The 24,238-nt window shown below is 66.8% G+C and carries 21 protein-coding genes and 5 tRNA genes; 6 read left to right on the top strand and 20 right to left on the bottom strand.

Annotation, left to right across the window (positions count from 1 at the left end; genetic code table 11):
* Positions 1 to 95 precede the first annotated feature (95 nt).
* Positions 96 to 1,169: a D-alanine--D-alanine ligase family protein gene (locus B841_RS06225; RefSeq protein WP_041632143.1), complete on the bottom strand. Its 1,074-nt coding sequence runs from the start codon at positions 1,167 to 1,169 to the stop codon at positions 96 to 98.
* A 14-nt stretch (positions 1,170 to 1,183) separates the two neighbouring features.
* Complete coding sequence (locus B841_RS06220; RefSeq protein ID WP_020934636.1) at positions 1,184 to 2,182, bottom strand: NAD(P)H-dependent glycerol-3-phosphate dehydrogenase; 999 nt, start codon at positions 2,180 to 2,182, stop codon at positions 1,184 to 1,186.
* A gap of 147 nt (positions 2,183 to 2,329) precedes the next feature.
* Between B841_RS06220 and B841_RS06215 the strand changes: the two genes are divergently transcribed.
* Positions 2,330 to 3,337: an NUDIX hydrolase gene (locus B841_RS06215; RefSeq protein WP_020934635.1), complete on the top strand. Its 1,008-nt coding sequence runs from the start codon at positions 2,330 to 2,332 to the stop codon at positions 3,335 to 3,337.
* A gap of 77 nt (positions 3,338 to 3,414) precedes the next feature.
* On the opposite strand, the gene leuD is transcribed toward B841_RS06215, so the two are convergent.
* Positions 3,415 to 4,014, bottom strand: a complete 600-nt coding sequence (gene leuD, locus B841_RS06210; RefSeq protein ID WP_020934634.1) for a 3-isopropylmalate dehydratase small subunit — start codon at positions 4,012 to 4,014, stop codon at positions 3,415 to 3,417.
* Positions 4,015 to 4,029: 15 nt separating this feature from the next.
* Positions 4,030 to 5,448: a 3-isopropylmalate dehydratase large subunit gene (gene leuC / locus B841_RS06205; RefSeq protein WP_020934633.1), complete on the bottom strand. Its 1,419-nt coding sequence runs from the start codon at positions 5,446 to 5,448 to the stop codon at positions 4,030 to 4,032.
* Positions 5,449 to 5,547: 99 nt separating this feature from the next.
* Between leuC and B841_RS06200 the strand changes: the two genes are divergently transcribed.
* Both B841_RS06200 and B841_RS06195 read left to right on the top strand, forming a co-directional pair.
* The gene (locus B841_RS06200; RefSeq protein ID WP_041631789.1) at positions 5,548 to 6,267 is read left to right on the top strand and encodes an IclR family transcriptional regulator; all 720 of its coding nucleotides are present in this window, start codon (positions 5,548 to 5,550) and stop codon (positions 6,265 to 6,267) included.
* A gap of 48 nt (positions 6,268 to 6,315) precedes the next feature.
* Positions 6,316 to 7,029, top strand: a complete 714-nt coding sequence (locus tag B841_RS06195) for a queuosine precursor transporter (protein ID WP_020934631.1) — start codon at positions 6,316 to 6,318, stop codon at positions 7,027 to 7,029.
* A 13-nt stretch (positions 7,030 to 7,042) separates the two neighbouring features.
* On the opposite strand, the gene B841_RS06190 is transcribed toward B841_RS06195, so the two are convergent.
* From B841_RS06190 to B841_RS06170, 5 genes are all read right to left on the bottom strand, one after another.
* Positions 7,043 to 7,510, bottom strand: coding sequence for a nucleoside deaminase (locus B841_RS06190; RefSeq protein WP_211215550.1), 468 nt, complete (start codon positions 7,508 to 7,510; stop codon positions 7,043 to 7,045).
* A gap of 8 nt (positions 7,511 to 7,518) precedes the next feature.
* A complete protein-coding gene (locus B841_RS06185; RefSeq protein ID WP_020934629.1) occupies positions 7,519 to 8,352 on the bottom strand; it encodes a spermidine synthase in 834 nt (277 codons plus the stop codon).
* 107 nt (positions 8,353 to 8,459) lie between these two features.
* Positions 8,460 to 8,535: transfer RNA gene (locus tag B841_RS06180), tRNA-Glu, on the bottom strand.
* A 759-nt stretch (positions 8,536 to 9,294) separates the two neighbouring features.
* Positions 9,295 to 9,367: transfer RNA gene (locus B841_RS06175), tRNA-Glu, on the bottom strand.
* Between the two features lie 38 nt (positions 9,368 to 9,405).
* Positions 9,406 to 9,477, bottom strand: a tRNA-Gln gene (locus tag B841_RS06170).
* A 167-nt stretch (positions 9,478 to 9,644) separates the two neighbouring features.
* Between B841_RS06170 and B841_RS06165 the strand changes: the two genes are divergently transcribed.
* Both B841_RS06165 and B841_RS06160 read left to right on the top strand, forming a co-directional pair.
* Positions 9,645 to 10,313, top strand: a complete 669-nt coding sequence (locus B841_RS06165) for an ArsR/SmtB family transcription factor (RefSeq protein ID WP_020934628.1) — start codon at positions 9,645 to 9,647, stop codon at positions 10,311 to 10,313.
* Positions 10,297 to 11,580, top strand: a complete 1,284-nt coding sequence (locus tag B841_RS06160) for an MFS transporter (protein WP_020934627.1) — start codon at positions 10,297 to 10,299, stop codon at positions 11,578 to 11,580. Before B841_RS06165 ends, B841_RS06160 begins: the two co-directional genes overlap by 17 nt.
* Before the next feature lie 157 nt (positions 11,581 to 11,737).
* Here B841_RS06160 and B841_RS06155 read toward each other — a convergent pair.
* The 3 genes from B841_RS06155 to gltX form a co-directional block, all read right to left on the bottom strand.
* Positions 11,738 to 11,810, bottom strand: a tRNA-Glu gene (locus tag B841_RS06155).
* 25 nt (positions 11,811 to 11,835) lie between these two features.
* Positions 11,836 to 11,907, bottom strand: a tRNA-Gln gene (locus B841_RS06150).
* Positions 11,908 to 12,380: 473 nt separating this feature from the next.
* Complete coding sequence (gltX, locus tag B841_RS06145; RefSeq protein WP_020934626.1) at positions 12,381 to 13,874, bottom strand: glutamate--tRNA ligase; 1,494 nt, start codon at positions 13,872 to 13,874, stop codon at positions 12,381 to 12,383.
* 100 nt (positions 13,875 to 13,974) lie between these two features.
* On the opposite strand from gltX, the gene B841_RS06140 reads away from it, so the two are divergent.
* Positions 13,975 to 15,090, top strand: a complete 1,116-nt coding sequence (locus B841_RS06140) for an isochorismate synthase (RefSeq protein ID WP_020934625.1) — start codon at positions 13,975 to 13,977, stop codon at positions 15,088 to 15,090.
* Positions 15,091 to 15,189: 99 nt separating this feature from the next.
* Here the strand turns inward: B841_RS06140 and B841_RS06135 are convergent, their stop codons facing one another.
* The 8 genes from B841_RS06135 to serA all read right to left on the bottom strand — a co-directional run bounded on the left by B841_RS06135 (position 15,190) and on the right by serA (position 24,160).
* Positions 15,190 to 15,777, bottom strand: a complete 588-nt coding sequence (locus tag B841_RS06135) for a class I SAM-dependent methyltransferase (RefSeq protein ID WP_020934624.1) — start codon at positions 15,775 to 15,777, stop codon at positions 15,190 to 15,192.
* Positions 15,764 to 16,570: a fumarylacetoacetate hydrolase family protein gene (locus B841_RS06130; protein ID WP_020934623.1), complete on the bottom strand. Its 807-nt coding sequence runs from the start codon at positions 16,568 to 16,570 to the stop codon at positions 15,764 to 15,766. The genes B841_RS06135 and B841_RS06130 overlap by 14 nt, the downstream gene beginning before the upstream one ends.
* Before the next feature lie 18 nt (positions 16,571 to 16,588).
* A complete protein-coding gene (locus B841_RS06125; RefSeq protein ID WP_020934622.1) occupies positions 16,589 to 17,206 on the bottom strand; it encodes an exonuclease domain-containing protein in 618 nt (205 codons plus the stop codon).
* Position 17,207: 1 nt separating this feature from the next.
* A complete protein-coding gene (locus B841_RS06120) occupies positions 17,208 to 19,061 on the bottom strand; it encodes a DUF294 nucleotidyltransferase-like domain-containing protein (protein WP_041631785.1) in 1,854 nt (617 codons plus the stop codon).
* Positions 19,062 to 19,104: 43 nt separating this feature from the next.
* Positions 19,105 to 20,634 (bottom strand): hypothetical protein, encoded by a 1,530-nt coding sequence (locus B841_RS06115; protein WP_020934620.1) that lies wholly within the window; start codon positions 20,632 to 20,634, stop codon positions 19,105 to 19,107.
* 327 nt (positions 20,635 to 20,961) lie between these two features.
* On the bottom strand, positions 20,962 to 21,981 hold the full coding sequence (locus tag B841_RS06110) for a 3-isopropylmalate dehydrogenase (RefSeq protein WP_020934619.1): 1,020 nt from the start codon (positions 21,979 to 21,981) through the stop codon (positions 20,962 to 20,964).
* Positions 21,982 to 22,070: 89 nt separating this feature from the next.
* Positions 22,071 to 22,550, bottom strand: a complete 480-nt coding sequence (locus B841_RS06105) for a hypothetical protein (protein ID WP_020934618.1) — start codon at positions 22,548 to 22,550, stop codon at positions 22,071 to 22,073.
* A complete protein-coding gene (gene serA, locus B841_RS06100; protein WP_041631783.1) occupies positions 22,550 to 24,160 on the bottom strand; it encodes a phosphoglycerate dehydrogenase in 1,611 nt (536 codons plus the stop codon). The genes B841_RS06105 and serA overlap by 1 nt, the downstream gene beginning before the upstream one ends.
* Between the last annotated feature and the right edge of the window lie 78 nt (positions 24,161 to 24,238).

Raw genomic sequence — 24,238 nt, 5'->3', positions numbered from 1 at the left:
TTACCCCATAGGAATCGATTTCGCGGTCCCCCGGCCCGAAAACCGGGCGCTATGGGGTAACGCCTATGGGGTAACTGCGACGACGCCCCGCGCCACTATGCCAACGCAGTGGCGATCATGGTGTCCAACAGCTCGGTGTAGCCGACGCCGGTGGCCTCGAAGACCTGCGGGTACATCGAGATCGGGGTGAAGCCCGGCAGGGTGTTGATCTCGTTGAGCACAGGACCGTCCTCCGTGACGAAGAAGTCCACGCGCGCCAGGCCCTTGCAGTCCAGGGCGCGGAAAGTCTCCAGCGCGATGTCCTTGAGCTGCTGGATGATCGCGGGCTCCAGCTCCGCCGGGATGGTGGCGGTGACCACGTCGTCGAGGTACTTCGTCTCGAAGCCGTAGAAGCCTTCTTCCGAGGTTTCGGTGCCGTTGAGCTGCGCCGGCTCGGACGCCAGCAGGGAGCCGTCCGGGAATTCGAGCACTCCGACCTCGACCTCGACGCCGTGGACCATGGACTCGACGATGACCTTCGGGTCGGATTCCCGCGCCAGTCGCACCGCCGCCGGCAGTTCCGCCCAGTCGTCGACCTTGGAGATCCCGATCGACGAGCCGCCGCGGGCGGGCTTGACGAACACGGGCAGCCCCAGCTCCGCCTGCTCCGCCTCGGTCAATTCGTCGCGGTCGCGCAGGATGGCCTCCGGGGTGACCGGCAGGCCTTCGGCGACCATGAGTTTCTTGGTGAATTCCTTGTCCATGCCGGCGGACGAGGACAACACGCCGGGGCCGACGTAGCGGACGTCAGCCATCTCAAAGAGCCCCTGGATGGTGCCGTCCTCGCCGTAGGCGCCGTGCAGCACCGGCAGGAACACGTCGACCTGCGCGTGCAGCGTGCCGGTGGTGGTGTTGTGGATCTCGCTGCGCTGGTTGAGGCTGAGCGAGAGTTCGTCGTAAAGCGTGACCTCCGGCAATTCGCGCCCTTTGGCGGCCAACTCGGTGTAGTCGGACTCGCCGACCGTCCATACGCCGTCGCGGGTGATGCCGACCGGGATGACCTCGTAGCGGTCCGGGTCCAGGTGGCTCATGATCGCTCCGGCGGAGATGCAGGAGACGGAATGTTCTGGGCTGCGGCCGCCGTAGACGACGGCCACACGGATTCGGTTCGTTGCTTCGCTCACGACGATGAGCCTACCGGGCGTTACTCCGCTTTCTTGGACCGACCCATCAGAGCCACCACGGTGGTGTCCACGTCCACCCCTTCGTGGCAGACGGCGTAGACCGCCTCCGTGATGGGCATTTCGACGCCTTGGGCCTTCGCCAACTGGAAGATGGAGCGGGAGGAGATCACGCCTTCGGCGACTTGCCCGTGGGTGGCTTTCTTCGCCTCCGCCAGCGTGCCGCCTTCGCCGAGGCGGGCGCCGAAGGAGCGGTTGCGCGACAGCGGGGACACGCACGTGGCCACCAGGTCGCCCAGGCCCGCGAGCCCGGAGAAGGTGCGGGTGTCGGCGCCCAGGGCCACGCCCAGCCGGGTGATCTCCGCCAGCCCGCGGGTGATCAGGGTGGCCAGCGTGTTGTCGCCTAAGCCCTTGCCCGCGGCGATGCCGCAGGCTAAGGCGATGACGTTTTTGCAGGCGCCGCCGATTTCACAGCCGATGACGTCGACGTTGGTGTACGGGCGCAGGTAACCGGTGGCCGCGGCCGCCTGGACGAGTTTGGCGCGATCTTCGTCGGCGCAGGCGATGACGGTGGCGGCGGGCTGTTCGGCGGCGATCTCCTTGGCCAGGTTCGGGCCGGAGAGCACCGCGATACGGTCGGTATCCACCCCGGTGGTCTCGGCGATGACCTCGCTCATGCGCAGGTGCGTGTCTGCCTCGATGCCCTTGGAGATCGAGACCAGCGTGGCGTCGGCGGGCAGCAGGTCGCGCCAGTCAGAGAGGTTGCCACGCATCGTCTGGCTCGGCACGGCGAAGACGACCACGTGGGCGTCGCCTAAGGCCTCGGCGGCGTCGGCGGTGGGCAGCACGGAATCCGGCAGACGCAGCCCGGGCAGGTAGTCGACGTTGATCCGGGTGTCGGCGATCGCCTCCGCCAGCTCGGGGCGTCGCGCCCAGAGCCGGACGGGGTTGCCGGCGTCGGCGAAAACCTTGGCCAGCGTGGTACCCCAGGAACCGGCGCCCATCACCGCGACGTTGACCATCGTTCTCCCCTCACCTCGGATGTTGACCCGCTCAAGTCTAAAGGATGGGCCGGAAGGTGCGGATTGGCGGGGCATGCGGGAAAATGGCGGAGATTCTGTGACTGGGCGAGGCGCACGCCGACCCTGTGCGGCAAGAAAGGAAAAGACATGGGCAAGAAACCCGTCTCGTACGAGGTGGACAAAGACAACGGTGGCAAGCTGCAGGTGACCGGGCGTTATCAACAGGTCCCGGTGGACCCGACCGAGGAGTTCAAGCGGCCGACGCTGGCGGCGGGCGCGGTGCTGTGGCGCGGCGACCTGTCACAGCCGGAGAGCGTCGAGGTCGCGGTGATCCACCGCCCCCACTACGACGACTGGTCGCTGGCCAAGGGCAAGGTCGACCCGGGCGAATCCTTGCCGACGGCCGCGGCCCGCGAGATCCTGGAGGAGACCGGATTCGAGGTGCGCTTGGGCAAGTTGCTGGGCAAGGTCTCCTACCCCGTCGCCGGGCGCACGAAGGTGGTCTACTACTGGACGGCGCAGGTGCTGGCCGGCGACTTCGCCCCCAACGACGAAGTCGATGAACTGCGCTGGGCCTCCATCGAGGAGGCCAAACGGCTCCTCAGCTACGACGTGGACGCCGGGGTGCTGGATAAGGCGGCGAAGCGCTTCGCGCTGCCGAGCACCGCCCGGGTCCTGTACGTCCGCCACGGCCGCGCTTTCCAACGCGGACAGTGGGCCGGCGACGACGATCTGCGTCCGTTGGACAAGAAGGGCCGCCGCCAGGCGGAGATGCTGGTGCCGATGCTGTTGCCGTACCGGCCGGAGCGGATCTTCTCCGCCGAGCCGGACCGCTGTCAGGCCACGGCCGCCCCGCTGGCCGACGAGCTGAACTTCGACGTCGAGGTCGACCCGCTCTTCGGGGACGAAGGCTGGCTAGAAGACCCGGAGGCGTGCCGGCGGCGCTTCGCTGAGGTCGTCGAGGATGGCGGGACCTCGGTGATCGTCTCGCAGGGCACGGCGATGCCGAAGATGTTGCGGTGGTTGTCCGAGCACGGGCGGCTGCCGCTGCCGGAGGAGCTGAAGGTGAAGAAGGGCGGCGTGTGGGTGCTGGCCTTCGCTGACGGGGAGCTGACCGGCGCGGATTACTTGGCGTCGGCGTTGCCGCTGAAGTAGCTGAAGCCTGCGCCAAAGACACCGCCCCGCGGGACCGGTGACGGTTCTGCGGGGCGGTGTGGGCGAGCGTCGATACGCTACTTGCCGGCGCCAGCGACGGCCGGCTTGAAGGACGGGCGGGTGGCCTCGTAGGAGGTGATCTCGTCTTCCTTGCGCAGGGTCAGCCCGATGTCGTCGAGGCCTTCCATCAGGCGCCACTGCGTGTAGTCGTCGATCTCGAAGGAGTAGACGTTGCCGCCGGCGGTGACGGAACGCTCCGCCAGGTTCACCGTCAGCTCGAGGCCGGGTTCCTGCTCCATCTGCTTCCACAGCAATTCGATGTCCGACTCCTCCATCACACCCGCGACGAGGCCGGCCTTGCCGGAGTTGCCACGGAAAATGTCGGCGAAGCGCGGGGAGAGCACGACGCGGAAGCCGTAGTCCATCAGCGCCCAGACGGCGTGCTCGCGGGAGGAGCCGGTGCCGAAGTCGGGGCCGGTGACCAGGACAGAGCCATTCTTGTAGACGTCCTGGTTGAGGACGAAGTCGGACTGCTTACGCCACTGCGCGAACAGGCCGTCGTCAAAGCCGGTGCGGGTGACGCGCTTGAGGTAGACGGCCGGGATGATCTGATCGGTATCGACGTTGGAGGCCTGCAGCGGCACGCCGACGCCGGTGTGGGTGGTGAACTTTTCCATGGTGTGAAGGCTCCTTTACAGGTCGGCGGGGCTGGCGAGGTGACCGGTCACGGCCGTGGCGGCGGCGACCAGCGGGGACACCAGGTGGGTACGTCCGCCCGGGCCCTGGCGGCCCTCGAAGTTGCGGTTGGACGTCGAGGCGGAGCGCTCGCCCGGGGCCAGCTGGTCCGGGTTCATGCCCAGGCACATCGAGCAGCCCGCGGTGCGCCACTCGGCGCCGAACTCGGTGAAGACCTTGTCCAGGCCTTCTTCCTCGGCCTGCGCCTTGACCTGCGCGGACGACGGCACGACGAGCATGCGGGTGTCGGCGGCGATCTTCTTGCCGTCGACGACTTCTGCGGCGGCGCGCAGGTCTTCGATGCGGGAGTTGGTGCAGGAGCCCAGGAAGACGGTGTCGATCTTGACGTCGCGCATCGGGGTGCCGGCCTCCAGGCCCATGTACTCCAGGGCCTTTGCGGCGGCGACCTTGGCGGAGTCGTCGCCGAAGTCCTCCGGGCCCGGGATGTCGTCGCCCAGCGGGATGCCCTGGCCCGGGTTGGTGCCCCAGGTGACGAACGGGGTGAGCTCATCGGCGTCCAGGTGCACGACGGTGTCGAACGCGGCGCCCTCGTCGGTGGGCAGGGTCTTCCAGTACTCGACGGCGGCGTCCCAGTCAGCGCCCTTCGGGGCGAACTCGCGGCCCTCGACGTAGTCGAAGGTCTTCTGGTCCGGTGCGATCATGCCCGCGCGGGCGCCGGCCTCGATGGACATGTTGCAGATGGTCATGCGTGCTTCCATCGACAGCTTTTCGATGGCCTCGCCGCGGAACTCGATGACGTGGCCCTGGCCGCCGCCGGTGCCGATCTTGGCGATGATCGCCAGGATGATGTCCTTGCTGGTCACGCCCGGCTGCAGTTCGCCGGAGACCTCGACGGCCATCGTCTTGAAGGGCTTGAGCGACAGCGTCTGGGTGGCCATGACGTGCTCGACCTCGGAGGTGCCGATGCCGAAGGCCATGGAGCCGAACGCGCCGTGGGTGGAGGTGTGCGAGTCGCCACAGACGATGGTCATGCCCGGCTGAGTGATGCCCAGCTGCGGGCCGACGGTGTGCACGATGCCCTGGTTGATGTCGCCCATGGGGTGCAGGCGCACGCCGAACTCTTCACAGTTCTTGCGCAGGGTCTCGACCTGGGTGCGCGAGGTCTGCTCGCGGATCTCCAGCAGCGAGCCGGAGACGATGCCCTCGGTGGGCACGTTGTGGTCCTCGGTGGCCAGGTGCAGGTCCGGGCGACGCATCTCGCGCCCGGCCATGCGCAGACCGTCGAAGGCCTGGGGGCTGGTGACCTCGTGGAGCAGCTGGAAGTCAATGTAAATCAAGTCGGGTTCGCCGTTGTCGCCCCGGGTGATGACGTGGTCGCGCCACACCTTCTCGGCGAGAGTGAGCTTCTCGGTCATACTTCGTTCACCTTCTTGTTTGTGTTCGCGCCCCGGTCTGAGGACATGCCGCCGTCACGCCGCGTGCATCTCACTTGATGGGACGGTACTATCCGTTATATGGGACAGTATAGCGCAGAATCAAGCATCTCAGGCATTCAAGTTCTGGATCGATCCGTGGCCATCCTCAACGCCGTCGCCGAGGAGCCCGTGAGCCTGAACGAGATCTGCGAGGCCACCGGATTACCGCGCGCCACCACGCACCGCCTGGCCACCGCCTTAGAGACCCACCGCCTCCTGGCGCGCAGCCCCGAGGGAAAGTGGACCATCGGCCCGTGGCTGTCCTCGTTTTCCGCGCCGGACCACGCCCGGCTCATCGACGTCGCCTCGCCGATCATGGCGGAGCTCATGCAGACCACCGGCGAATCCGTCCAGCTCTACCAACTCACCGGCTCCACGCGCACCTGCGTCGCCGTCCAGGAACCGGCCAGCGGCCTGCACAACGCCGTGCCCGTCGGCTCGCGGCTGCCGTTGAGCTCCGGCTCCGCGGCGAAAGTCTTCCTCGCCCACGCCTCCGCGGACATCCAGGCCGAGATCTTGCCCGAGGCCTCCTTCACCGGCGAAGAACTCGAGCAGGTGGGAGCCACCGGTCTGGCCGAATCGCTCGAAGAACGCGAAGTCGGCCTCGGCAGCCTGTCCGCACCGGTGCTCGACGGCTCCGGCCACCTGGTCGCCGTCCTGTCGGTCTCCGGGCCCAGCCAGCGCCTGGCCCCCTCCCCCGTCGACGTCTGGGGCAAAGAACTCGCCGCCGCGGCCGAAACACTGTCCCAGGCCATCTGAGAGAACTCATCGACGCCCGCCCGCGCACCCCGTGCCACAATATGGCGCATGACTTCTTCCTCTGAGACCCCCGGTCCTGGGGAGGCCGTCCCCGCCCGGCACGTCCGGGTCGGGTCGGCCCTCTTCCCGGTCCTGGTGGCGGTCTACGCCGCCGTCTTCATCATCTCCAACATCAACGCCACCAAAGGCATCCAGATCGGGCCCCTGGTGCTCGACGCCGCGTTCTTTCTCTTCCCGCTGTCGTACGTCATCGGCGACGTCCTCGCCGAGGTGTACGGCTTCAAGAACTCGCGGCTGGCCATCTGGACGAGCTTCAGCCTCGCCATCTTCGCCGCCGCGTCCTTCTATCTGGCCATCTGGCTGCCGGCCGCCGACTTTTACGACGGCCAAGACGCCTTCGCCGCCGTCCTCGGGTTGGTGCCGCAGATCCTCGTGGCTTCCCTGGCGGGCTTCGCCGTCGGCCAGCTGCTCAACGCCTGGTCCCTGCAACTGATCAAACGCCGCACCGGCGAAAAGTCCCTCTGGATGCGCCTGCTCGGATCCACCGTGGTCGGCCAATTCGCCGACACCCTGATCTTCTGCACCATCGCCGCCTCCGTCATCGGCATCACCACCGCCGGCGATTTCCTCAACTACGTCATCGTCGGCTTCGTGTGGAAGACCGCCCTGGAGGCCGTCCTGCTGCCGGTGACTTACGCCGCCATCAATCAGATCAAGCGACGCGAAGGCTACTACGAGGCCAGCCCCTCCCCGGCCGCCTGACGCTGCCGTCCGCTCAATACTGCGTCTTGTCCTCTGTCGCCAGCCACTCGTCGAAGACCGCCCGAGCCCGGGGGTGGGGGCGATGTTCGAAGGGGATGCGTCGCTTGTCGACGTCCTTGTCCAACTCCTCGTAAATCATCGAGTCGTCGAAGCCGATCTCTGCGGCATCGTCACGCGAGTTGGCGAAGTACACCGCGTCCAACCGCGCCCAGTAGATCGCCCCCAGGCACATCGGGCACGGCTCCGCGTTGGCGTAGAGCTCGCACCCGGAAAGGTCGAAGCTGCCGAGTGCCCGAGAGGCCTCCCGAATGGCGATCACTTCGGCGTGGTTGGTGGGGTCGCGGGTGGCGATGACCCGGTTGACGCCCTCCGCGACGATTTCCTCGCCACGGACGATGACTGCGCCGAACGGCCCGCCTTCGCCGGCACGCATGCCCCGGCGGGAAAGATCGATGGCCCGGTCCATAAAAACAGGGTTCATGCTTCCCATCATGCCTTGTCGTGCCGCGGACGCGTCGCGCCCATCACCGTGTCCACCCAGTTGCCGCCCTTGGTCGTGGCGTGGGCCCGGGCGTCGCGGAGTTGAGCCAGGATCGGCTCCTCCTCGATCGGCGAGTCTGAACCGAGCAGCACCATGTTCCCGTACATGCGCCCGGCGAGGATCTCCGGGTCCGCGACGGCGGTGACGTGCGGAAACACTTCCCGCATGCTGGCCAGTTCCCTGCGGGTCGTCTGCAAACCGGGAAACGCCGCGTGGTTGGCCACATAGAGCCCGCCTGGAGCAAGCGCGCGGTGGGCCGCGGCGAAGAACTCCACGGTGCACAGGTGCTCGGGGATGTCTCCGCCCACGAAGACGTCGCGGACGAGCACGTCCGTCGAGCCCGGCGCCATGGCGTGCGTCGCGCTGCGGGCCTCCGCCACGGTGATCGACACGGCCGGCGGCTCCGGGAACTCGAACCACTCCCGCACATAAGCGGCGAGCTTCTCGTCGAGCTCCACCACCTCGTTGCGGGAGGTGGGCCACAGGTCGGCGAAATACCGCGGCAAGGTACAGGCCGCCCCACCCAGGTGGGTCAGGTGCACGTCCTGCGTGCCACGGTGCGTCTCGACGAAGGCCTCTATCGCGCAGCTCGCCCACACCATGTACTCGAAGAGCAGGACGCGCGGCGCCCCGAGCACGATCGGCGAGGACGGCACCTTGTTGATTTCTAAGATGTAGGCGCCGTCGCGCTCGGGGTCCGGGAGCACGCGCGCCGTGCCGGTGGAAATCTCGTACTCGCCCTCGATGCGCCGCTTCTGTGCCCGCGGCTTACCTTTGCCCATGTGCCCCAGAATTCCAGAGTCGCAGGTGCGAAGCCAACGGCGCTGACCTGGCTCGGGTGGACATAGAAAAACACAGCGGCCAGGTTTTAACCTGGTCGCTGTGTGTCTGGTACCCCGTACGGGATTCGAACCCGTGTTACCGCCGTGAGAGGGCGGCGTCCTAGGCCTCTAGACGAACGGGGCGCGTTCGTCGCACTGCGTCGTGCGGACTTGAATAAGAGTAAACGATGTCTGCTTTGTACTACAAATCAACAGGTCAAGACATAAAAACACCCTCCTTGTCAGGAGGGTGCTGGCCGAGCCTGTCACGGTGGGGATCCACCACTTTCCGAGTTCCAAGTGCGAAGGTCTCGTTGATCCGGGTTCTTTATTGCCCCGCGATCACGTCCGCGCGATATCTGTGGATATTCATTTCTCGGGGGTTGGCCTGTCCGATCCGTGGGGCCCGGGTGACGTCATCCGGTTCGTCATTCCCGTACAGCTCCTTTGCTTCACGCATCCCTTGCGCTTAGAAGTCTGGATTACGGCTGTGCCGCTGGCGGGAGGACTACTGAGGTGAGTCCGGAGTTTTTCTTAGCTTCACTTGCTGTCAAATCCTGCTCCCTTCGCCGAAAATCGTGGTCTGCACGGGAAGTTTCTGGACTTTGTCTTCTCGACTGTGTCTAGGGAACTTATCTTCGTTCCGCTCAACTTCTTCCGTTACCTGAAGCATAGGTCGAGACCATGGGGAAGGGAACGATATTTAACGTGCTCTCAACTGGTTTCACCCCGCACATTGGGTGTGGCCAGCTCAAACCTGTCAAGGTGGGCGCTGGTAAGGGGTGGACGGGCATCTCCGGACAGAGTCAGGCAGTGGATGTCCCCCGCCGCGGACTTGGGCCGCTCACTTCACAAAAATGAGGAAAGCCCTTCCGGTAAAATTCCGAAAGAGCTTTCTCGTTGTACCCCGTACGGGATTCGAACCCGTGTTACCGCCGTGAGAGGGCGGCGTCCTAGGCCTCTAGACGAACGGGGCATAAAACGAGCGATCATTCTTTCTTCAGCTGATCGCAGCTGGCCCACCAGGACTCGAACCTAGAATGACGGTACCAGAAACCGTAGTGTTGCCGATTACACCATGGGCCACTATGAAGTTGCGTTAACCGCGCTGATCATCGTTGTTAACGAAGAACACTATAACCAGGTCGAGCCCTTTTCACCAAATCGCCTTTTCTGGTCGGCGGGCGTCCGCACGGCAAGGCGTCGCACACCCCGAAGGAGAGCGACCCAGGGCGCAGCGTACAGCCTATTCCATGAGTCCATGGAATAGTGAAGAAGTAACGAGGCAGGACGTTTTCGACCACTTCGCCCACGTCATCAAGGCCACCGCACACGGCCGCCGACTGGAGCTGTTGGAAATCCTGGCCCAGGGCGAGCACACCGTCGATACGCTGTCCCAGTTGTCTGGCCTGGCGGTGACCACCGCCTCCAATAATCTCCAGACCCTCAAGCGTGCTGGTCTGGTCTCCACCCGTCGTGAAGGCACAAGCATCTTCTACCGGCTGGCCGGCGCAGACGTTCTGGAACTGTTCCTCGCGGCCAAGCGGGTGGCGCTGCGTCGCTACCCCGCACTCGCCAACGCTCTGCAGACCTACATGGGCGACCCCCGTTCTCACGGTCCAACCATCGACCCCGCCGAGATCACCGCAGACATGTACATCCTCGACGTCCGCCCGCAGGCGGAGTATAAATCCGGCCACTTTCCAGCCGCCGTGTGTATCCCTATGGCTGAGCTTGAGGAACGCCACGAAGAGGTTCCTCGCGACCGGCAGGTGGTGGTCTACTGCCGCGGTGAACTCTGCCGACTGGCCCGGGAAGCCGCGGCCCTTCTCCGCGACCGCGGCGTCGACGCCCGCGCCATGGACGAAGGCGTCACTGAATGGCGAGCAGCAAAGGACTTCCCCCTTGACCACGCATCTTAAAACCATCACCGCTGACGAGCGGCAGCGCATTCACCGGCGCACCCTCGCCGTCGTCGTCCTCAGTCAGGCCTTCGGCGGCGCCGGGCTAGCGGCGGGCATCTCGGTCGGCGCGCTCATCGCGCAGGACATGTTGGGGACCGACGCCCTATCTGGCCTGCCCACGGCCCTGTTCACCCTGGGCGCGGCACTCACCGCTTTTCTTCTCGGCCGCGTCACCCAACGCGCGGGCCGACGCCTGGCCCTGGGATTCGGATTTACCGCCGGTGGCGTCGGCGCCATCGGAGTGATCGTCGCCGCGCAGATCGATAGCCCGATCCTGCTGTTTGCCTCATTGTTCATCTACGGGGCCGGTACGGCCACCAACCTCCAGGCCCGGTACGCGGGCACCGATCTCGCCCCCGCCGAGCGCAAGGGCACGGCCGTCAGCATCGCCATGGTCGCCACCACCATCGGCGCGGTGGCCGGCCCCAATCTCATTGAGCCTCTCGGAGGACTGGCCGTTAACTTAGGTCTGCCCGCGCTGACCGAACCGTTCCTGCTGGCCGCCGTCGCCTACATTCTGGCCGGCGTCGTGCTGTTCGCGATGCTCCGCCCGGACCCGTTCCTGCTCGCCCGTGCATTGGAGACCCAAGACGCCGCCACCGCCGCCGAGTCCGCCGCGGCCCTGAAGAAGTCCTCCCCCGCCGCCGCGGCGCGCCTGTCGCGATTAGTACTGGTCGGCGCGCTGGTGATGGTGATTTCCCAGATCGTCATGATCGCGATCATGACGATGACCCCGGTGCACATGCGTGCCCACGACCACAGCATGGGTGCGGTGGGGCTGGTCATCGGCCTGCACATCGCCGGTATGTGGCTGCCCTCACTGGTGACCGGCATGCTCGTGGACAAGATCGGCGCCCGGATGACGGCCATGTCCTCCGGTGTGGTGCTGTTGCTCTCCGGTGTGATCGCCGCATTCGCCCCCAGCGATAACCTGGGCGCGCTGATTCTCGCACTCGTTCTGTTGGGCGTGGGCTGGAATCTCGGCTTGGTCTCCGGCACGACCCTGGTGGTCATGGGTACGCGGCCGGAGACTCGAGCGGCTACCCAGGGCAGCATCGACGTCTGGATAAACATCTTCGGCGCCGGCGCAGGGGCAGTGTCGGGCGTCCTGATGAGCGCCGCCGGCTTCGGCGTGTTGTCCATCGGCGGCGGCATCGTCGCCTTGATCATCATTCCGGCGCTCGCTCTGGCCCGCCAGGACGAGGCTTCCACCCCTACCCGATAACGCCGAGCGGGCCCCGGCCGCGCGTCGGGGCTATGCGCTCCACCGTCAACCTCTCGTCCGAGTGTCGTCCCTTAACCCCCTTAACCCTCAGTCTGCCGGGAAAGTAAAACACTGGACATTGATCCTCGTTGAGAATCAATGTCCAGCGCTTATGTTGTACCCCGTACGGGATTCGAACCCGTGTTACCGCCGTGAGAGGGCGGCGTCCTAGGCCTCTAGACGAACGGGGCTAGGGTGCGCGATAGTTATTCGCTGCTGGCCCACCAGGACTCGAACCTAGAATGACGGTACCAGAAACCGTAGTGTTGCCGATTACACCATGGGCCATTGCTGCTCTTACTGTGACTGCCAGACTGCTCCGGAGTCGCTCTGTGCAACGATGAATACTATAACCAGAGTACGCTCCCACAGCCAAATCCGCAGGTAGAATAGCCGGACAGTGGGTCACACCGATGGCCTGGGGTGCCCGTCACCTCGCAGAAAAGACCATGCCCTAACTAATCGACGTATCTTCGCCCCTCACTCGAGGGAACCGACCAGCTTCTCGACAACTACGAGCGGCGACACGTCATCCTCCACTCCTCCCCGCACCTATGCCAGCTGAATGCGGACGCCCACGCACTGAGAATGCCCACAGCGCATTATTGTGGCGCCTGGCCGGAAAATTGCGCCTTGCGGCGCCCTATTGGAGGGGCCAGACGTAAAGTCTTGCGCCTTCGCCACCCCGCCCCCGGAAAAGCACGAAGGCGGCGCCTCCGAATACATCGGAAACGCCGCCTCTCACACCTGCGCGAGCGAGACTACTGCTGCGGTGCAGCCGGCCACGGGGTGACCTCGCGGGCGGCCTTCAGGCGCGCCAGGCTCGACTCGCGGCCGAGCAGCTCCATCGACTCGAACAGCGGCGGGGACACGGCCTCGCCGGAGATGCCCACGCGCAGGGCGCCGTAGGCGACGCGCGGCTTGAGCTCAAGCTCCTCGATGAGCGCCTTGCTCAGGGCGGCCTCGATGTTCTCGGTGGTCCACCCGTCGACGGCCTCCAGGGCGGCGATGCCGGCCTCCAGCGGCTGGATGGCGGCCTCCTTGAGGTTCTTGCGGGCGGCCTTGTCGTTGAGCTCCAGGTCCTCGTCGGCGGTGACCAGGAACTTCAGCAGGCCGTAGGCCTCGCCGAGGGTCTTGATGCGGGTCTGGGTCAGCTCCGCCGCGACGGTGAACTTCTCCGCCGGGTAGTCGGCCGGGAAGTCGGTGTACTCGGTGAGGTAGTCGCGCAGGCGGGCCTCAAAATCCGCCGGTTCCAGCATGCGGATGTGGTCGGCGTTGATGGCCAGCAGCTTCTTCTCGTCGAAGCGGGCCGGGTTCGACAGCACGTCGTCGATGTCGAAGGCCTCGACGAACTCCTCGACGGTGAAGATGTCGCGGTCGGCGGACAGCGACCAACCCAGCAGGGCCAGGTAGTTGATCATGCCCTCGGGGATGATGCCGGCGTCGCGGTGGTTGAACAGGTTGGACTGCGGGTCGCGCTTGGACAGCTTCTTGTTGCCGTCGCCCATGACAAACGGCATGTGGCCGAACTGCGGGGTGAAGTCGGTGACACCGATGCGCTGCAGCGCCTCGTAGAGCGCGATCTGGCGCGGAGTCGAGGACAACAGGTCCTCGCCGCGCAGGACGTGCGTGACCTGCATCAGGGCGTCGTCAAGCGGGTTGACCAGCGTGTACAGCGGGGCGCCGTTGGAACGCGCTACCACGAAGTCCGGCTGGGTGGACGCCTGGAACTCCACCTCCCCGCGCACCAGGTCGGTCCAGCCCCAGTTCTTCTCCGGCATGCGCAGGCGCCAGACCGGCTTACGCCCCTCGGCCTCGAAGGCGTCGACCTGCTCCTGGGTCAGCTCGCGGTCGTAGTTGTCGTAACCCAGCTTCGGGTCACGGCCGGCGGCCTTGTGCCGCTCCTCGACCTCCTCCGCGGTGGAGTAGGCCGGGTAGACCTCGCCGGCGTCGATGAGCTTTTTCAGCACGTCCGCGTAAATGTCGCCGCGCTGAGACTGGCGGTACGGCTCGTGCGGGCCGCCGGTGTTCACGCCCTCGTCCCAGTCCATGCCGAGCCACGTCATCGAGTCGACGATCGCCTGGAAAGAGTCCTCGGAGTCGCGGGCGGCGTCGGTGTCTTCGATGCGGAAGATGAGCTTGCCGCCGGTGTGGCGGGCGTACGCCCAGTTGAACAGGGCGGTGCGCACCATGCCGACATGCGGGGTGCCGGTGGGCGACGGGCAGAAACGTACGCGAACGGTGGAGTCAGTCATGCCCCACATCGTAAACCAGCGCACCCCCGCCGTCCGCATGGTGCCCCGGTGGGCGGGCCAGATCGCACTTCGCTCCGGCCGACAAGTAGACTTCTTTGTCATGTCTTCCCGCCGTCCCGCCACCGCGCCCGATTTCCTCCTGTCGCGCGCGCACGGCTCGGTGCGCACGCAGGGGGCGAAAGCGACTTTCACCGACCCGTGGGACGCAGTCGACGCACTGCGCGCCCGCGAGGTCGACATGGTCGTCGGCGCCCTCCCCTTCGACCGTTCCGCCCCGGCGGCCCTGACCGTCCCGGAACACGTCATCCGCGAGGACGGCCCCTTGGAGCCGCACAGCCACTACCGGTTCGGCGAGGGATCCCACCTGAATGCCCGCGTCTGCGGCCTGGACCCAGAGCCCCACGAACATCTGCGCCGGGTCGAAGCGGCCATCGAGACCATCCGCCAGTCCAAGTTGGGCAAGGTGGTGCTCGCCCGCGCCGTGGACATCGCGTTCGATCCGCCCGTGGATCCGCTGTTGGTCGCCGCCCGACTCATCGACCGTTCCTTCAACCGGGACGGGTTCATCGCGGATCTGACCCCGGCGGGCCGCGAGAAGGGCACGATGCTCGTCGGCTCCTCCCCCGAGGTGCTGATCAAGCTGCAGGGCTCCACCGTGACGTCCTATCCCCTGGCGGGCTCCGCGCCGCGGCAGGCCGACCCGGACCGCGACGCCGCGGTGGGCCACGAACTGCGCACCTCCGCCAAGGACCTCACCGAGCACCGTTACGTGGTCGAGCACATCGAACAGGCGCTGGCGCCGTTGTGCGACAGCCTGGAGGTGCCCGATGGGCCGGAGCTGACTCAGACCAACGAGATGTGGCATCTGGCGACACCGATCGTCGGCCAGCTGACCGACCCGGACACCACCGCCCTGGAGTTGGCGCTGCGCATCTATCCCACCCCGGCGGTGTGCGGCACCCCCACCGACGCCGCTGAGGCGCTGATCTCCACCGCCGAGTCCGACCGCGGTTTCTACGCCGGCGCGGTGGGCTGGTGCGACTCTTCCGGCGACGGCGAGTACATGGTGGCCATCCGCTGCGCGGAGGTCGCCGGCGACGGCACCTACGCCCGCGCCTGGGCGGGCGGCGGGATCGTCGCCGACTCCGACGCCGAAGCAGAGCTCGAAGAGACCGGCGCGAAGCTGCGAACCATCCTCAGCTCCCTGGGATTGTGACGCCCCCTCAACCACGCTGGCTGCGACAGACGACGAGATGAAACAAGCCCCGGTTTTCTGCACGTGCAGAAAACCGGGGCTCCTTGGCCTCGCCAGCTGTTAGTCGACGCGGCGGGCGAGGAGGACCTGATCGTCCTTGTGGTGGGCGCCGGCGCCGTGGGCGACCTGGCGCTCGACGTTGTCCACCTTGATCGTCTGCAGCTCGGTGAGCTGGTTCGCCAGCTGTTCCGGCCGCAACACGGCGTGGGCGTGGCCGACGTGGTGGACCCACAGCAGCGTGCCGCCCGGGGCGACGAGCTGTTCCAGGGCGGCGACGGTCGTCGTGTCCTCTTCGGGCAGCGGCACATAGAAACCGATCACCAGATCGAAGCTCTGTCCCTCGACGTCGGCGACGTCGCCGGCGATCACGGTGGACTGCTCGGCGAAGCCGTGGTCGTCCAACAGCGCGCGAGAACGCTCGACGGCGGCGTCCGCCGGGTCGACGCCGACGACGGTCCAGCCTTGTTCCGCCAACCAGAGCAGGTCCGCGCCTTCGCCGCAGCCGACGTCCAGGGCGGTGCCCGGGGTCATCTCCGCGACTTCGCGCACGAGCGAGTCGTTCGGGTTGCCCGACCACTGCTGGCCCTGGGCGTAGAACTCGTCGAAGTCCTCCGGCCGGTGGTGGCGTCCGTGGTTATGCCCGCTCAACGGGGTTCTCCAGGGTACCGATGCCCGGGACCTCCACCGCGATGGAGTCGCCCGGGACCATGGCCTCGGTGCCGGCCGGGGAGCCGGTGCAGATGACGTCGCCCGGCAGCAGGGTCATCGACGCGGTGATGAACTCGATGATCTCGCCCATCTTCATGATCATCTGGTTGGAGTTGGAGTCCTGCTTGGTGGTGGTCACGCCCTCGTGGGTCAGGTGCGCCTTGATCGGCAGGTCATCTAGCTCGAAGGCGTCGACGTCGGTCTCGATCCACGGGCCCAGCGGGCAGAACGTGTCGATGCCCTTGGCGCGCGCCCACTGGCCGTCGGCGAACTGCAGATCGCGGGAGGAGACGTCGTTGACGATGGTGAAGCCCGCGACGACGGACTTCCAGTCCTCTGCCTTGACGTTCTTGCAGGGGCGGCCGATGACGACGGCCAGCTCGCCTTCGAACTCCACGCGGGTGGCGAAGTCCGGGATCTTGATGGCGGCGTCCGGGCCGACGACGGATGTCGGGGGCTTGATGAACAGGGTCGGCGGCAGGTCGTCCGCGGACTTCTGGAAGACTTCGGCGACGTGGTCGGCGTAGTTGCGCCCGATGGCCACCACCTTGCTCGGCAGCATGGGGGCCAGCAGCTTCACGTCGCCCAGCCGGTATTCCTTGCCGGTGTACTCCGGTTCAGTGAACGGGGTGCCGACGATCGCCTTGGCGGTCATCTCGTTACGGTCAGCGACATCGCCCTCGATCACGGCGAAGGTCATTCCATCAGGGGTAGCTATTCGTCCAAAACGCATGCAGCGAAGTGTACCCGGTCAGTATCTGAGGTCGGCCAACGCCCGCGCGCGGCCTTCGGTTTCCCGCCCCATCTGAGCCAGATACAGCTCCGCACACGCCAGCGCGTCCGTCAACGCGTTGTGGTTGGCGTAGGCCGGCAACTCGAAACGCTGCCGCACGCGCGCCAGCCGCAGATCCTCCCCGCGCGGGTACTGCGAGATACGTTCCATGTGGCGGCGTTCGATGGCCAGCGTGTCGACGGCCGGGATGCGCACCCGCTCACCGGTCACCCGCCGATGCAGGGCCGCGAGGAAATTCACCTCGATCTCAGCGAAGTGCGCCAGCATCATCCTTCCCTGCAACGCGCCCATGAGCTGGTGGTAGGCCTCCTCCGGCGACACGCCCGCGGTGACCACGTCGTCGGTCAGCTGATGGATCGTCGCGGATTCGCCGACCTCCCCACCGGCGACCACGAGATACCCCGCGCCGGACAAGTCGATCGTCAGTCCGTCGACGGGGATCCAGCCGATCGATACGATGCGGTCTTTGCGCGGGTCCAGGCCGGTGGTTTCGAAGTCGACGGCCAGCAGCGGCGCCTCCGTGATCGGGGTAGACCAGGCCGGGGTGTCGGGCAGGCGGGTGGGAAACGGCCACATGTCACACGCTCCGCACCGGGTACGTGGTGGCGACCGCCCCCTGGGCTTTCTTGATGATGTTGAAGGCGTCGCGCAGGTTTTCCCGGCTCATCGTGGACAGGGTGCTCGGGGCGATGTGATAGTCGGGCACTTCCCCCGAGCGCAGTTGGCGGGCCTGATGCTGCAGGCTCAGCCCCGTCACGTAGTCGAAGGCGTCGAGGAGGTTTTGGGCGGATTCTTCGGCGGTGGCGACGCCGGCCGCCTGCTGCAGCCGCTCCCGCGTGCCGACGACCGTGTCCCCCGCCTTCAGGGAGTACAGCCGGGCCAGTTGCACGATGGCCGCGGTGCCGCCCCTCTTGACGTTGAGGGTGTCGGCGTAGTCGCCGCCACGTTCCACGACGAATCCGCGGAAAAACCCCAGCGGCGGTTCGCGGCGCGAGGCCAGGGCAGCGAGGTGGGTCTGCATGCGGCGGGAGCCGTGGGCCATGCTCACGGATTGGGCGTGCACGTCGTCGGCCAGCCGGGTGTTTCCGGCGACGCCGCGCATGTCGAAGTAGATCTGGGCGTTGAGCAGGGCGTCGGGTTCGGGGGCGGTGACCCAGCGGTGGAAGGCGTCGAGCCATTGCGTGCGCGTCATGCGCCATTGCGGCGTCATCGCCATCATTTCGCCCGGGCACAGCACTTGTCCGGCCCGGTCTAATCCTTCGCAGATGAAGCGGGAGAATTCGGCGAAGTAGTCGCCGTGTTCGTCGGGTCGATAGGAGTCGTCGAGGATTAAGGCGTTGTCCTGGTCTGAGGCGGGCCCCATCTCCCGGCGGCCTTGGGAGCCGACGACGACGAAGCACCAGTCGACGGGCGGTGGGCCGAGCTTTTCTTGGGCCAGCTCAGCGAGGCGGCGCACCAGCGCGTCGGCGACGGTGGTGAGCACGCCGGAGGCTTCTTGGGCGCCGCGGCCGCCGCTGAGGACGCGGACGAGGGTTTCGGCGGCGCGGCGGTAGGAACCGGTCAGTTCCGCCACGCTGTGGCGGGCGATGTCTGCGGTCAGGTACAGCGGGTTGGTGCGCAGCAGGCGGGAGACGTCGCCGGAGGTGACCACGCTGTGGACCTTTGTCTCGTCGACGACGGGCAGGTGGTGGATGCCGTGTTCGCTCATGGTCAGCATCGCTTCGAAGACGAGTTGGCCGGGGCTGACGGTGAGCGGGTCCGGGGTCATGACGGTGCTGACGGGGGCTTCGACGTCGTGGTGGCGGGCGACGACGCGGGAGCGCAGGTCTTTGTCGGTGATGATGCCGACCAGCCGCCCCTCCCGGGTGATCAGGAGGCTGGAGACGTCGTGGTCCTTCATGAGGGCGGCGACGTCCTGGATGGAGGAGTCCTCTGGTGCGGTGATGGCGTCGCGGCCCCGGACTATGGTGCGCAACGGGGTGCGCAGGACGGCGGAGGTGTCGTCGTCGCTGAATTCGGTGGCGGCGTGCGCGATGCGCCGCGACTGCGAGGAATAGAAGCGGTCCAGGTCCGGGTGATCTTCGGTCAACCGCTGAAATTCTTCCCGCGGCAACACCAGCACCAAAGTGTCTTCCACCGCGATGATGTCGTAGCGCGATTCGGGTTCGCCGACCAGCGTGGAGTAGCCGAAGGTGCGGCCAGCCTCCACTCGGTCGAGCAGCAGGTCGTCCGCGCCGACGACGTCGACCGCCCCGGAGCGGATGAGGTGGAGGTCGTCGTTGCGGGATCCGCGGGCGACCGCTGTGTCGCCGCGGCGGATGTAGCGCATGGTCATCTTCTTGGGCAACCCGTCGAGCACGTCGTCGGGCAGCCGGCTGAAGGGTTCCCTGGCCGCGATGAAGGCGCGGACCTCATCCAATTCAACGCTCATGGCCCCAGCGTAACGAAAGCCGGGGCACGGGCGCAGGGAGATTTTACTGGTAGGACACGAACCAGGGGCGCGGGTCGACCTCGTTGTAGGTCTGCTCCGGCGTGAAGGTGGGGGTGTCTTCGTCGATGAAGTTCTTCCACGCCATGAACCAGTCGTCGCTGAGGCCTTCGCGCAGGGCGTTCCAGGTCTCGAACTTCAGCTCCGGGGTGCCGTTGCCGTCGGCGTGCAGCACGAAGGCCAGCTCCGGGTGCGAGGTGTCGAGCTGGTCGCGGTCGCGGACCATCTGGTGCTGGAACTGGTGCACGATGAACATCTTCTGCGGAAGGTCGTTTTCCTGCACCAGGTCGGCCAGCCACTCGGCGGTCTCGTTGATTTCCCAGGCTTCGGCGTGGCCGATGCGCTGCATGGGCATCTCCTCCGGACCGATGTTCCACTCCGGGTCGACGGCGAGGCCGACGTTCGGGCGCTTGAGCAGGTCCTCGTAGAGCTTCGCCTGCTCGAGGAACGTCGCGCGGCCCGGCTGCAGGTCGAGGACGGCGTAACCGCCGGCCTCGGTGATGGCGTCGACGTAGCCGACGTAGTCTTCCTGCGGGAACTCGTTGGAGTAGTTGCCGTCCTCGCCCGGGTACTCGGAGGCGACGGTGACGATGATCTCGAAGGCCGGGATGACGGGCTGCTCGTCGAGTGGCTGATAGTTCTCCACGTGGGCGGCCACGCGGTCAACGGCTTCAACCGGGGGCTGCTCGCCCATGACGCCGAGGGCGCTGCCGGAGGGGTGGCCGTAGAAGGCGATCATTCGACGGCCCGGGAACACCAGTCCGCCGCCGCCCGGCAATTCGCCGTTGGCCGCCAGGTCGACGCGTTCGGCGTAGTCTTCGCTGCTGCCGAACTGGGCGCCGAGCGCGATGGTGTCGCCGTTTTGGACGAGCTCCATCGACTCGGAGGTGATCCGCGGATCCGGGTGCGACAGCAGGTGTACCTCGCCGCCGGCGGCCTTGGCGGTGGCCACCGACGCCGGGGAGGAGGCGTCAGTGACCATGATCGGCGGCAGCGAGACGGGGTGGTCCTCGCCGGTGGCGTCCAGCGCGGCGATCTGCTCGACGACCTCGGCGTGGGTCGGGGTGGCGGCGTCGGCGGCGTCAGTTCCCTCCGGGTTCTCTGCCCCCGCGTCATCGCCCGGGGTGATGTCCGTGTCCGGGAGCTCAAGGCCGGCGGTGTCGCCGAAGGTGAGGACCTCGCCCGCGCCGAGGCGGTCGACTTCGGCGGCGACGTCTTCGCCGTTGTCTCCGGTGAACAGCGCCATGGGCGCGCTGCGCTCCACGGCGGCCTGGGCGGCGGCGAGCTGGTTGGCGTAGTCACGGTCGGCGACGACCAGTGTGTCGGCCTCCTCGAAGAAGCGGGCGGAGACCTCCAGGCCGCTGCCGTCGGAGTCTGCGATGGCCTCGGGGCCGTCGGTCTCCAGGGTGTGTTCCTGGTCTTCTGCCCCGGCGGCGGAGGTGGTGTTTTCCTGATTCTCTTCTGCGGCGTCAGTACACGCGGTCAACGTAAGGCCGACGGCGACTGCGGCGGTCACCGCGGTGATTCTGGTAAACAGAACTCTTGCCCTCCATCTGGGGTCGGATCATGCTGGAATGTATCTGCAGTTCACGGCAGTCATGCCATGGAAAATCGGCCTTTTCTCAAGGAAAAAGCCACTGTCAGCACAGAGTACTCAAAACTCGGGTGGCACCCGGCTTCGACAGGCGCGGGGGTGAGCCTTTATCCCCTCACCCAGGAACGCGACACTGAGCGTTGCTCGTGCGTAATCAGCCGAGACCGGAACGCACGTCGTTCCGGCCCGAGGCAGCTACGTGCCGACGGTCGGGCGTCGGCGATCGACAAAAACTTAAAGCCGCCGGTTTTAACCCCGCAGGGCTGCCGCGATGCGGTCGCCGACCTCGGTGGTCTTGACGTCGTCGCCCGAGTGCTCGGTGACGTCGGCCGCGACGGCGTCCTCGATGCGGCGGGCGTTGTCCTCGTCGTCCAGGTGGCGCAGCATCAGCGCGAGCGACAGGATCGTGGCGCGCGGGTCAGCGATGCCCTGGCCCGCGATGTCCGGGGCGGAGCCGTGCACCGGCTCGAACATCGACGGGTTGGTCTTGGTGGCGTCGATGTTGCCGGAAGACGCCAGGCCGATGCCGCCGGTGACCGCGCCGGCCAGGTCAGTGAGGATGTCGCCGAAGAGGTTGTCGGTGACGATGACGTCGTAACGCGACGGGTCGGTGACCATGTAGATGGTCGCGGCGTCGATGTGGTGGTAGTCGACGGTGACCTCCGGGTACTCGGCGGCGACCTCGTCGACGGTGCGCTGCCACAGGTCGCCGGCGTTGACCAGGACGTTCTTCTTGTGCACCAGGGTCAGGTGCTTGCGGCGGCCCATGGCGCGCTCGAAGGCGTCGCGCACGACGCGCTCCGCGCCGAAGCGGGTGTTCTGGGAGACCTCGGAGGCGACCTCGTGCGGGGTGTTCTTGCGCAGCACGCCGCCGTTGCCGGCGTAGAGGCCCTCGGTGCCTTCCCGCACGACCACGAAGTCGATCTCGCCCGGCTCGCTCAGCGGGGAGGTCGACGACGGGTAGAGCTTGGACGGACGCAGGTTGACGTGGTGATCCAAGGCGAAACGCAGCTTCAGCAGCAGCTCGCGTTCCAGCAGGCCGGGGGCGACCTTGCCCGGGGCACCGATCGCGCCGAGCAGGATCGCGTCGTGGCCCCGCAGTGCGGCCAGGTCTTCGTCGGTGAGGACGTCGTCGGTCTTCAGGTAGCGTTCCGCGCCGAGGTCAAACTGGGTCTCCTCGACGTCGTCGCGCACGGCGCGCAGGACCTTGAGTGCTTCCGCTGTGACCTCGGGGCCGATGCCGTCTCCACCGATAACTGCAAGTTTCATGGTGTGGGATATCCTTTCTCACCTACTGGGTTGGACTCATCCTAGCAGCGAGTGCCGCCCCGAGGGGCGAGAGGCGGGCAGGCACTTCCTCAGCACACCTCGTCCCACTCCCCCGGCCGCGCCAGCAGATGCGCCACCGCGGAGTCATACGTTCCCAGAACCACAAACCCAGGGTCGTCCAGCCACTCCCAGCCGACGTCCGAGTCACGGAACCGGACCTCGCGGGAGGCGTCTACGAGACTGACCGTCACCTGTACCGGCTCCCCCGTCACCAGCGACTCGCCCCGAGTGAGCCGCCACCCGTCCGGTGCGGGCGCCCCCACCTCAAACACCTGTGCCCCAGACACGGGCGCCGCGGCATACGTCGCGGCGATATCGCCGCCGGAGCGGACCATGACGCGGTCGTACTCGACGCCGCAGCCATGCACGAAAACAGAAACGGCGCCACCCTCCCCCACGTGTACGCCTGATTTACTCACATACGTGGGCGTAGGCCACAGGGGGACGGACAGCACCGTCACCACGGCAGCGGCGAAGACTCCCAGTCCCGCCGCTTTCAGCCAGTTCACTAGTCCAGGGAGACCTGGAAGGACTCAGCCTTGATCTTCTCGGCGATGGCCTTCTCCAGGTCCGCCGGAACCTCGGACTCGACGCGCAGGATCAGGGTCGCGCCGTCACCCTTGGCCGCCTGGGTCAGGGCGGCGGCCTCAATGTTGATGCCATTGACGCCCAGCTCGGAAGCGACCGTGCCCAGGGCGCCCGGGGCGTCCGTGTAAGAGAAGAAGATGTTGTGGCCCTCGGCGCGCAGGTCGACGCCGCGGCCGTTGATGCGCACGAGCTTCTCGACGCGCTCCAGGCCGGTCAGGGCGCCGGCGACGGCGACGGAGTTGCCGTTGGCGGCCACCAGCTTGACCTCCAGCACCGAGCGGTGGGTGATTGACTCGGTGGCGGTGCCGGTCTTGTACTCCAGGCCGCGCTGCTCGGCGACCTGCGGGGCGTTGACGAAGGTCACGGCCTCGTCGGCGGTGCCGGCGAACAGGCCGCGCACTGCGGACAGCCCCAGCACGTCGACTTCCTCAGTGGAGAGCTCGCCGCGGGCGACGGCCTCGAGGCTGACCGGGGCGCCGTCGAGGAGCTTGCCGGCGATGAGGCCGAGCTTGCGGGACAGGTCGAGCCAGGAGGAGACCTCCTCGCCGACCTTGCCGCCGGAGACGTTGACGGCGTCGGCGACGAACTCGCCGCGCAAGGCCTTCAGCACGCTGTCGGCGACGTCGGTGCCGGCCCGGTCCTGGGCCTCGACGGTGGAGGCGCCCAGGTGCGGGGTGACCACGACTTCATCCAGCTCGAAGAGCGGGGAGTCGGTGCACGGCTCGGTGGCGTAGACGTCGAAGCCGGCGCCGCGGATGTGGCCGGAGGAAATGGCGTCGGCGAGCGCCTGCTCGTCGACCAGGCCGCCGCGGGCGGCGTTGATGATGATCTGGCCCTTCTTGGACTTGGCCAGCAGCTCCGCGTTGAACATGCCGGCGGTCTCGTTCGTCTTCGGCAGGTGGATCGTCACGAAGTCCGCACGGCCGACGAGCTCATCCAGCTCGACCAGCTCGACGCCGAGCTGGGCGGCCCGAGCCGGGTTGGCGTACGGGTCGTAGGCGATGATGGTGGTCTCGAAAGCGGCGAGACGCTGGGCGAACAGCTGGCCGATGTGGCCGAAGCCGACGATGCCGACGGTCTTGCCGAAGATCTCGACGCCCTTGAAGGAGGAGCGCTTCCACTCTGCGTCGCGCAGGGTCTTGTCGGCGGCCGGGATCTGGCGGGCCGTGGACAGCAGCAGAGCGACGGCGTGCTCGCAGGCGGAGTGGATGTTGGAGGTCGGGGCGTTGGCCACCATCACACCGAACTCGGTGGCGGCCTCGATGTCCACGTTGTCCAGGCCCACGCCGGCGCGGCCGACGATCTGCAGCTTCGGCGCGGCCTCGAGGACCTCACGGTCGACCGTCGTCGCCGAACGCACCAGCAGCGCGTCAGCCTCCGGAACCGCGGCGAGCAGCTCCTGGCGGTTCGGACCGTCCACCCAACGCACCTCGACTGCGTCTCCTAAGGCGTCGACGGTGGACTGGGCGAGTTTGTCGGCGATGAGAACGACGGGCTTGCTCACGTGAGTACTCTCCTGCTCTTTTGACATAGGTTTATCGATGCCAATCTATTTCGTGCACCGATTGCCCGTCACTTTATCCTGTGGCCCACCCCGTCGCTGTATCGC

This window comes from Corynebacterium maris DSM 45190 (assembly GCF_000442645.1).
Classification (GTDB): Bacteria; Actinomycetota; Actinomycetes; order Mycobacteriales; family Mycobacteriaceae; genus Corynebacterium; species Corynebacterium maris.
Note: the sequence above shows the minus strand (reverse complement) of the source record. Positions and strands in the feature narration are given on the sequence as shown.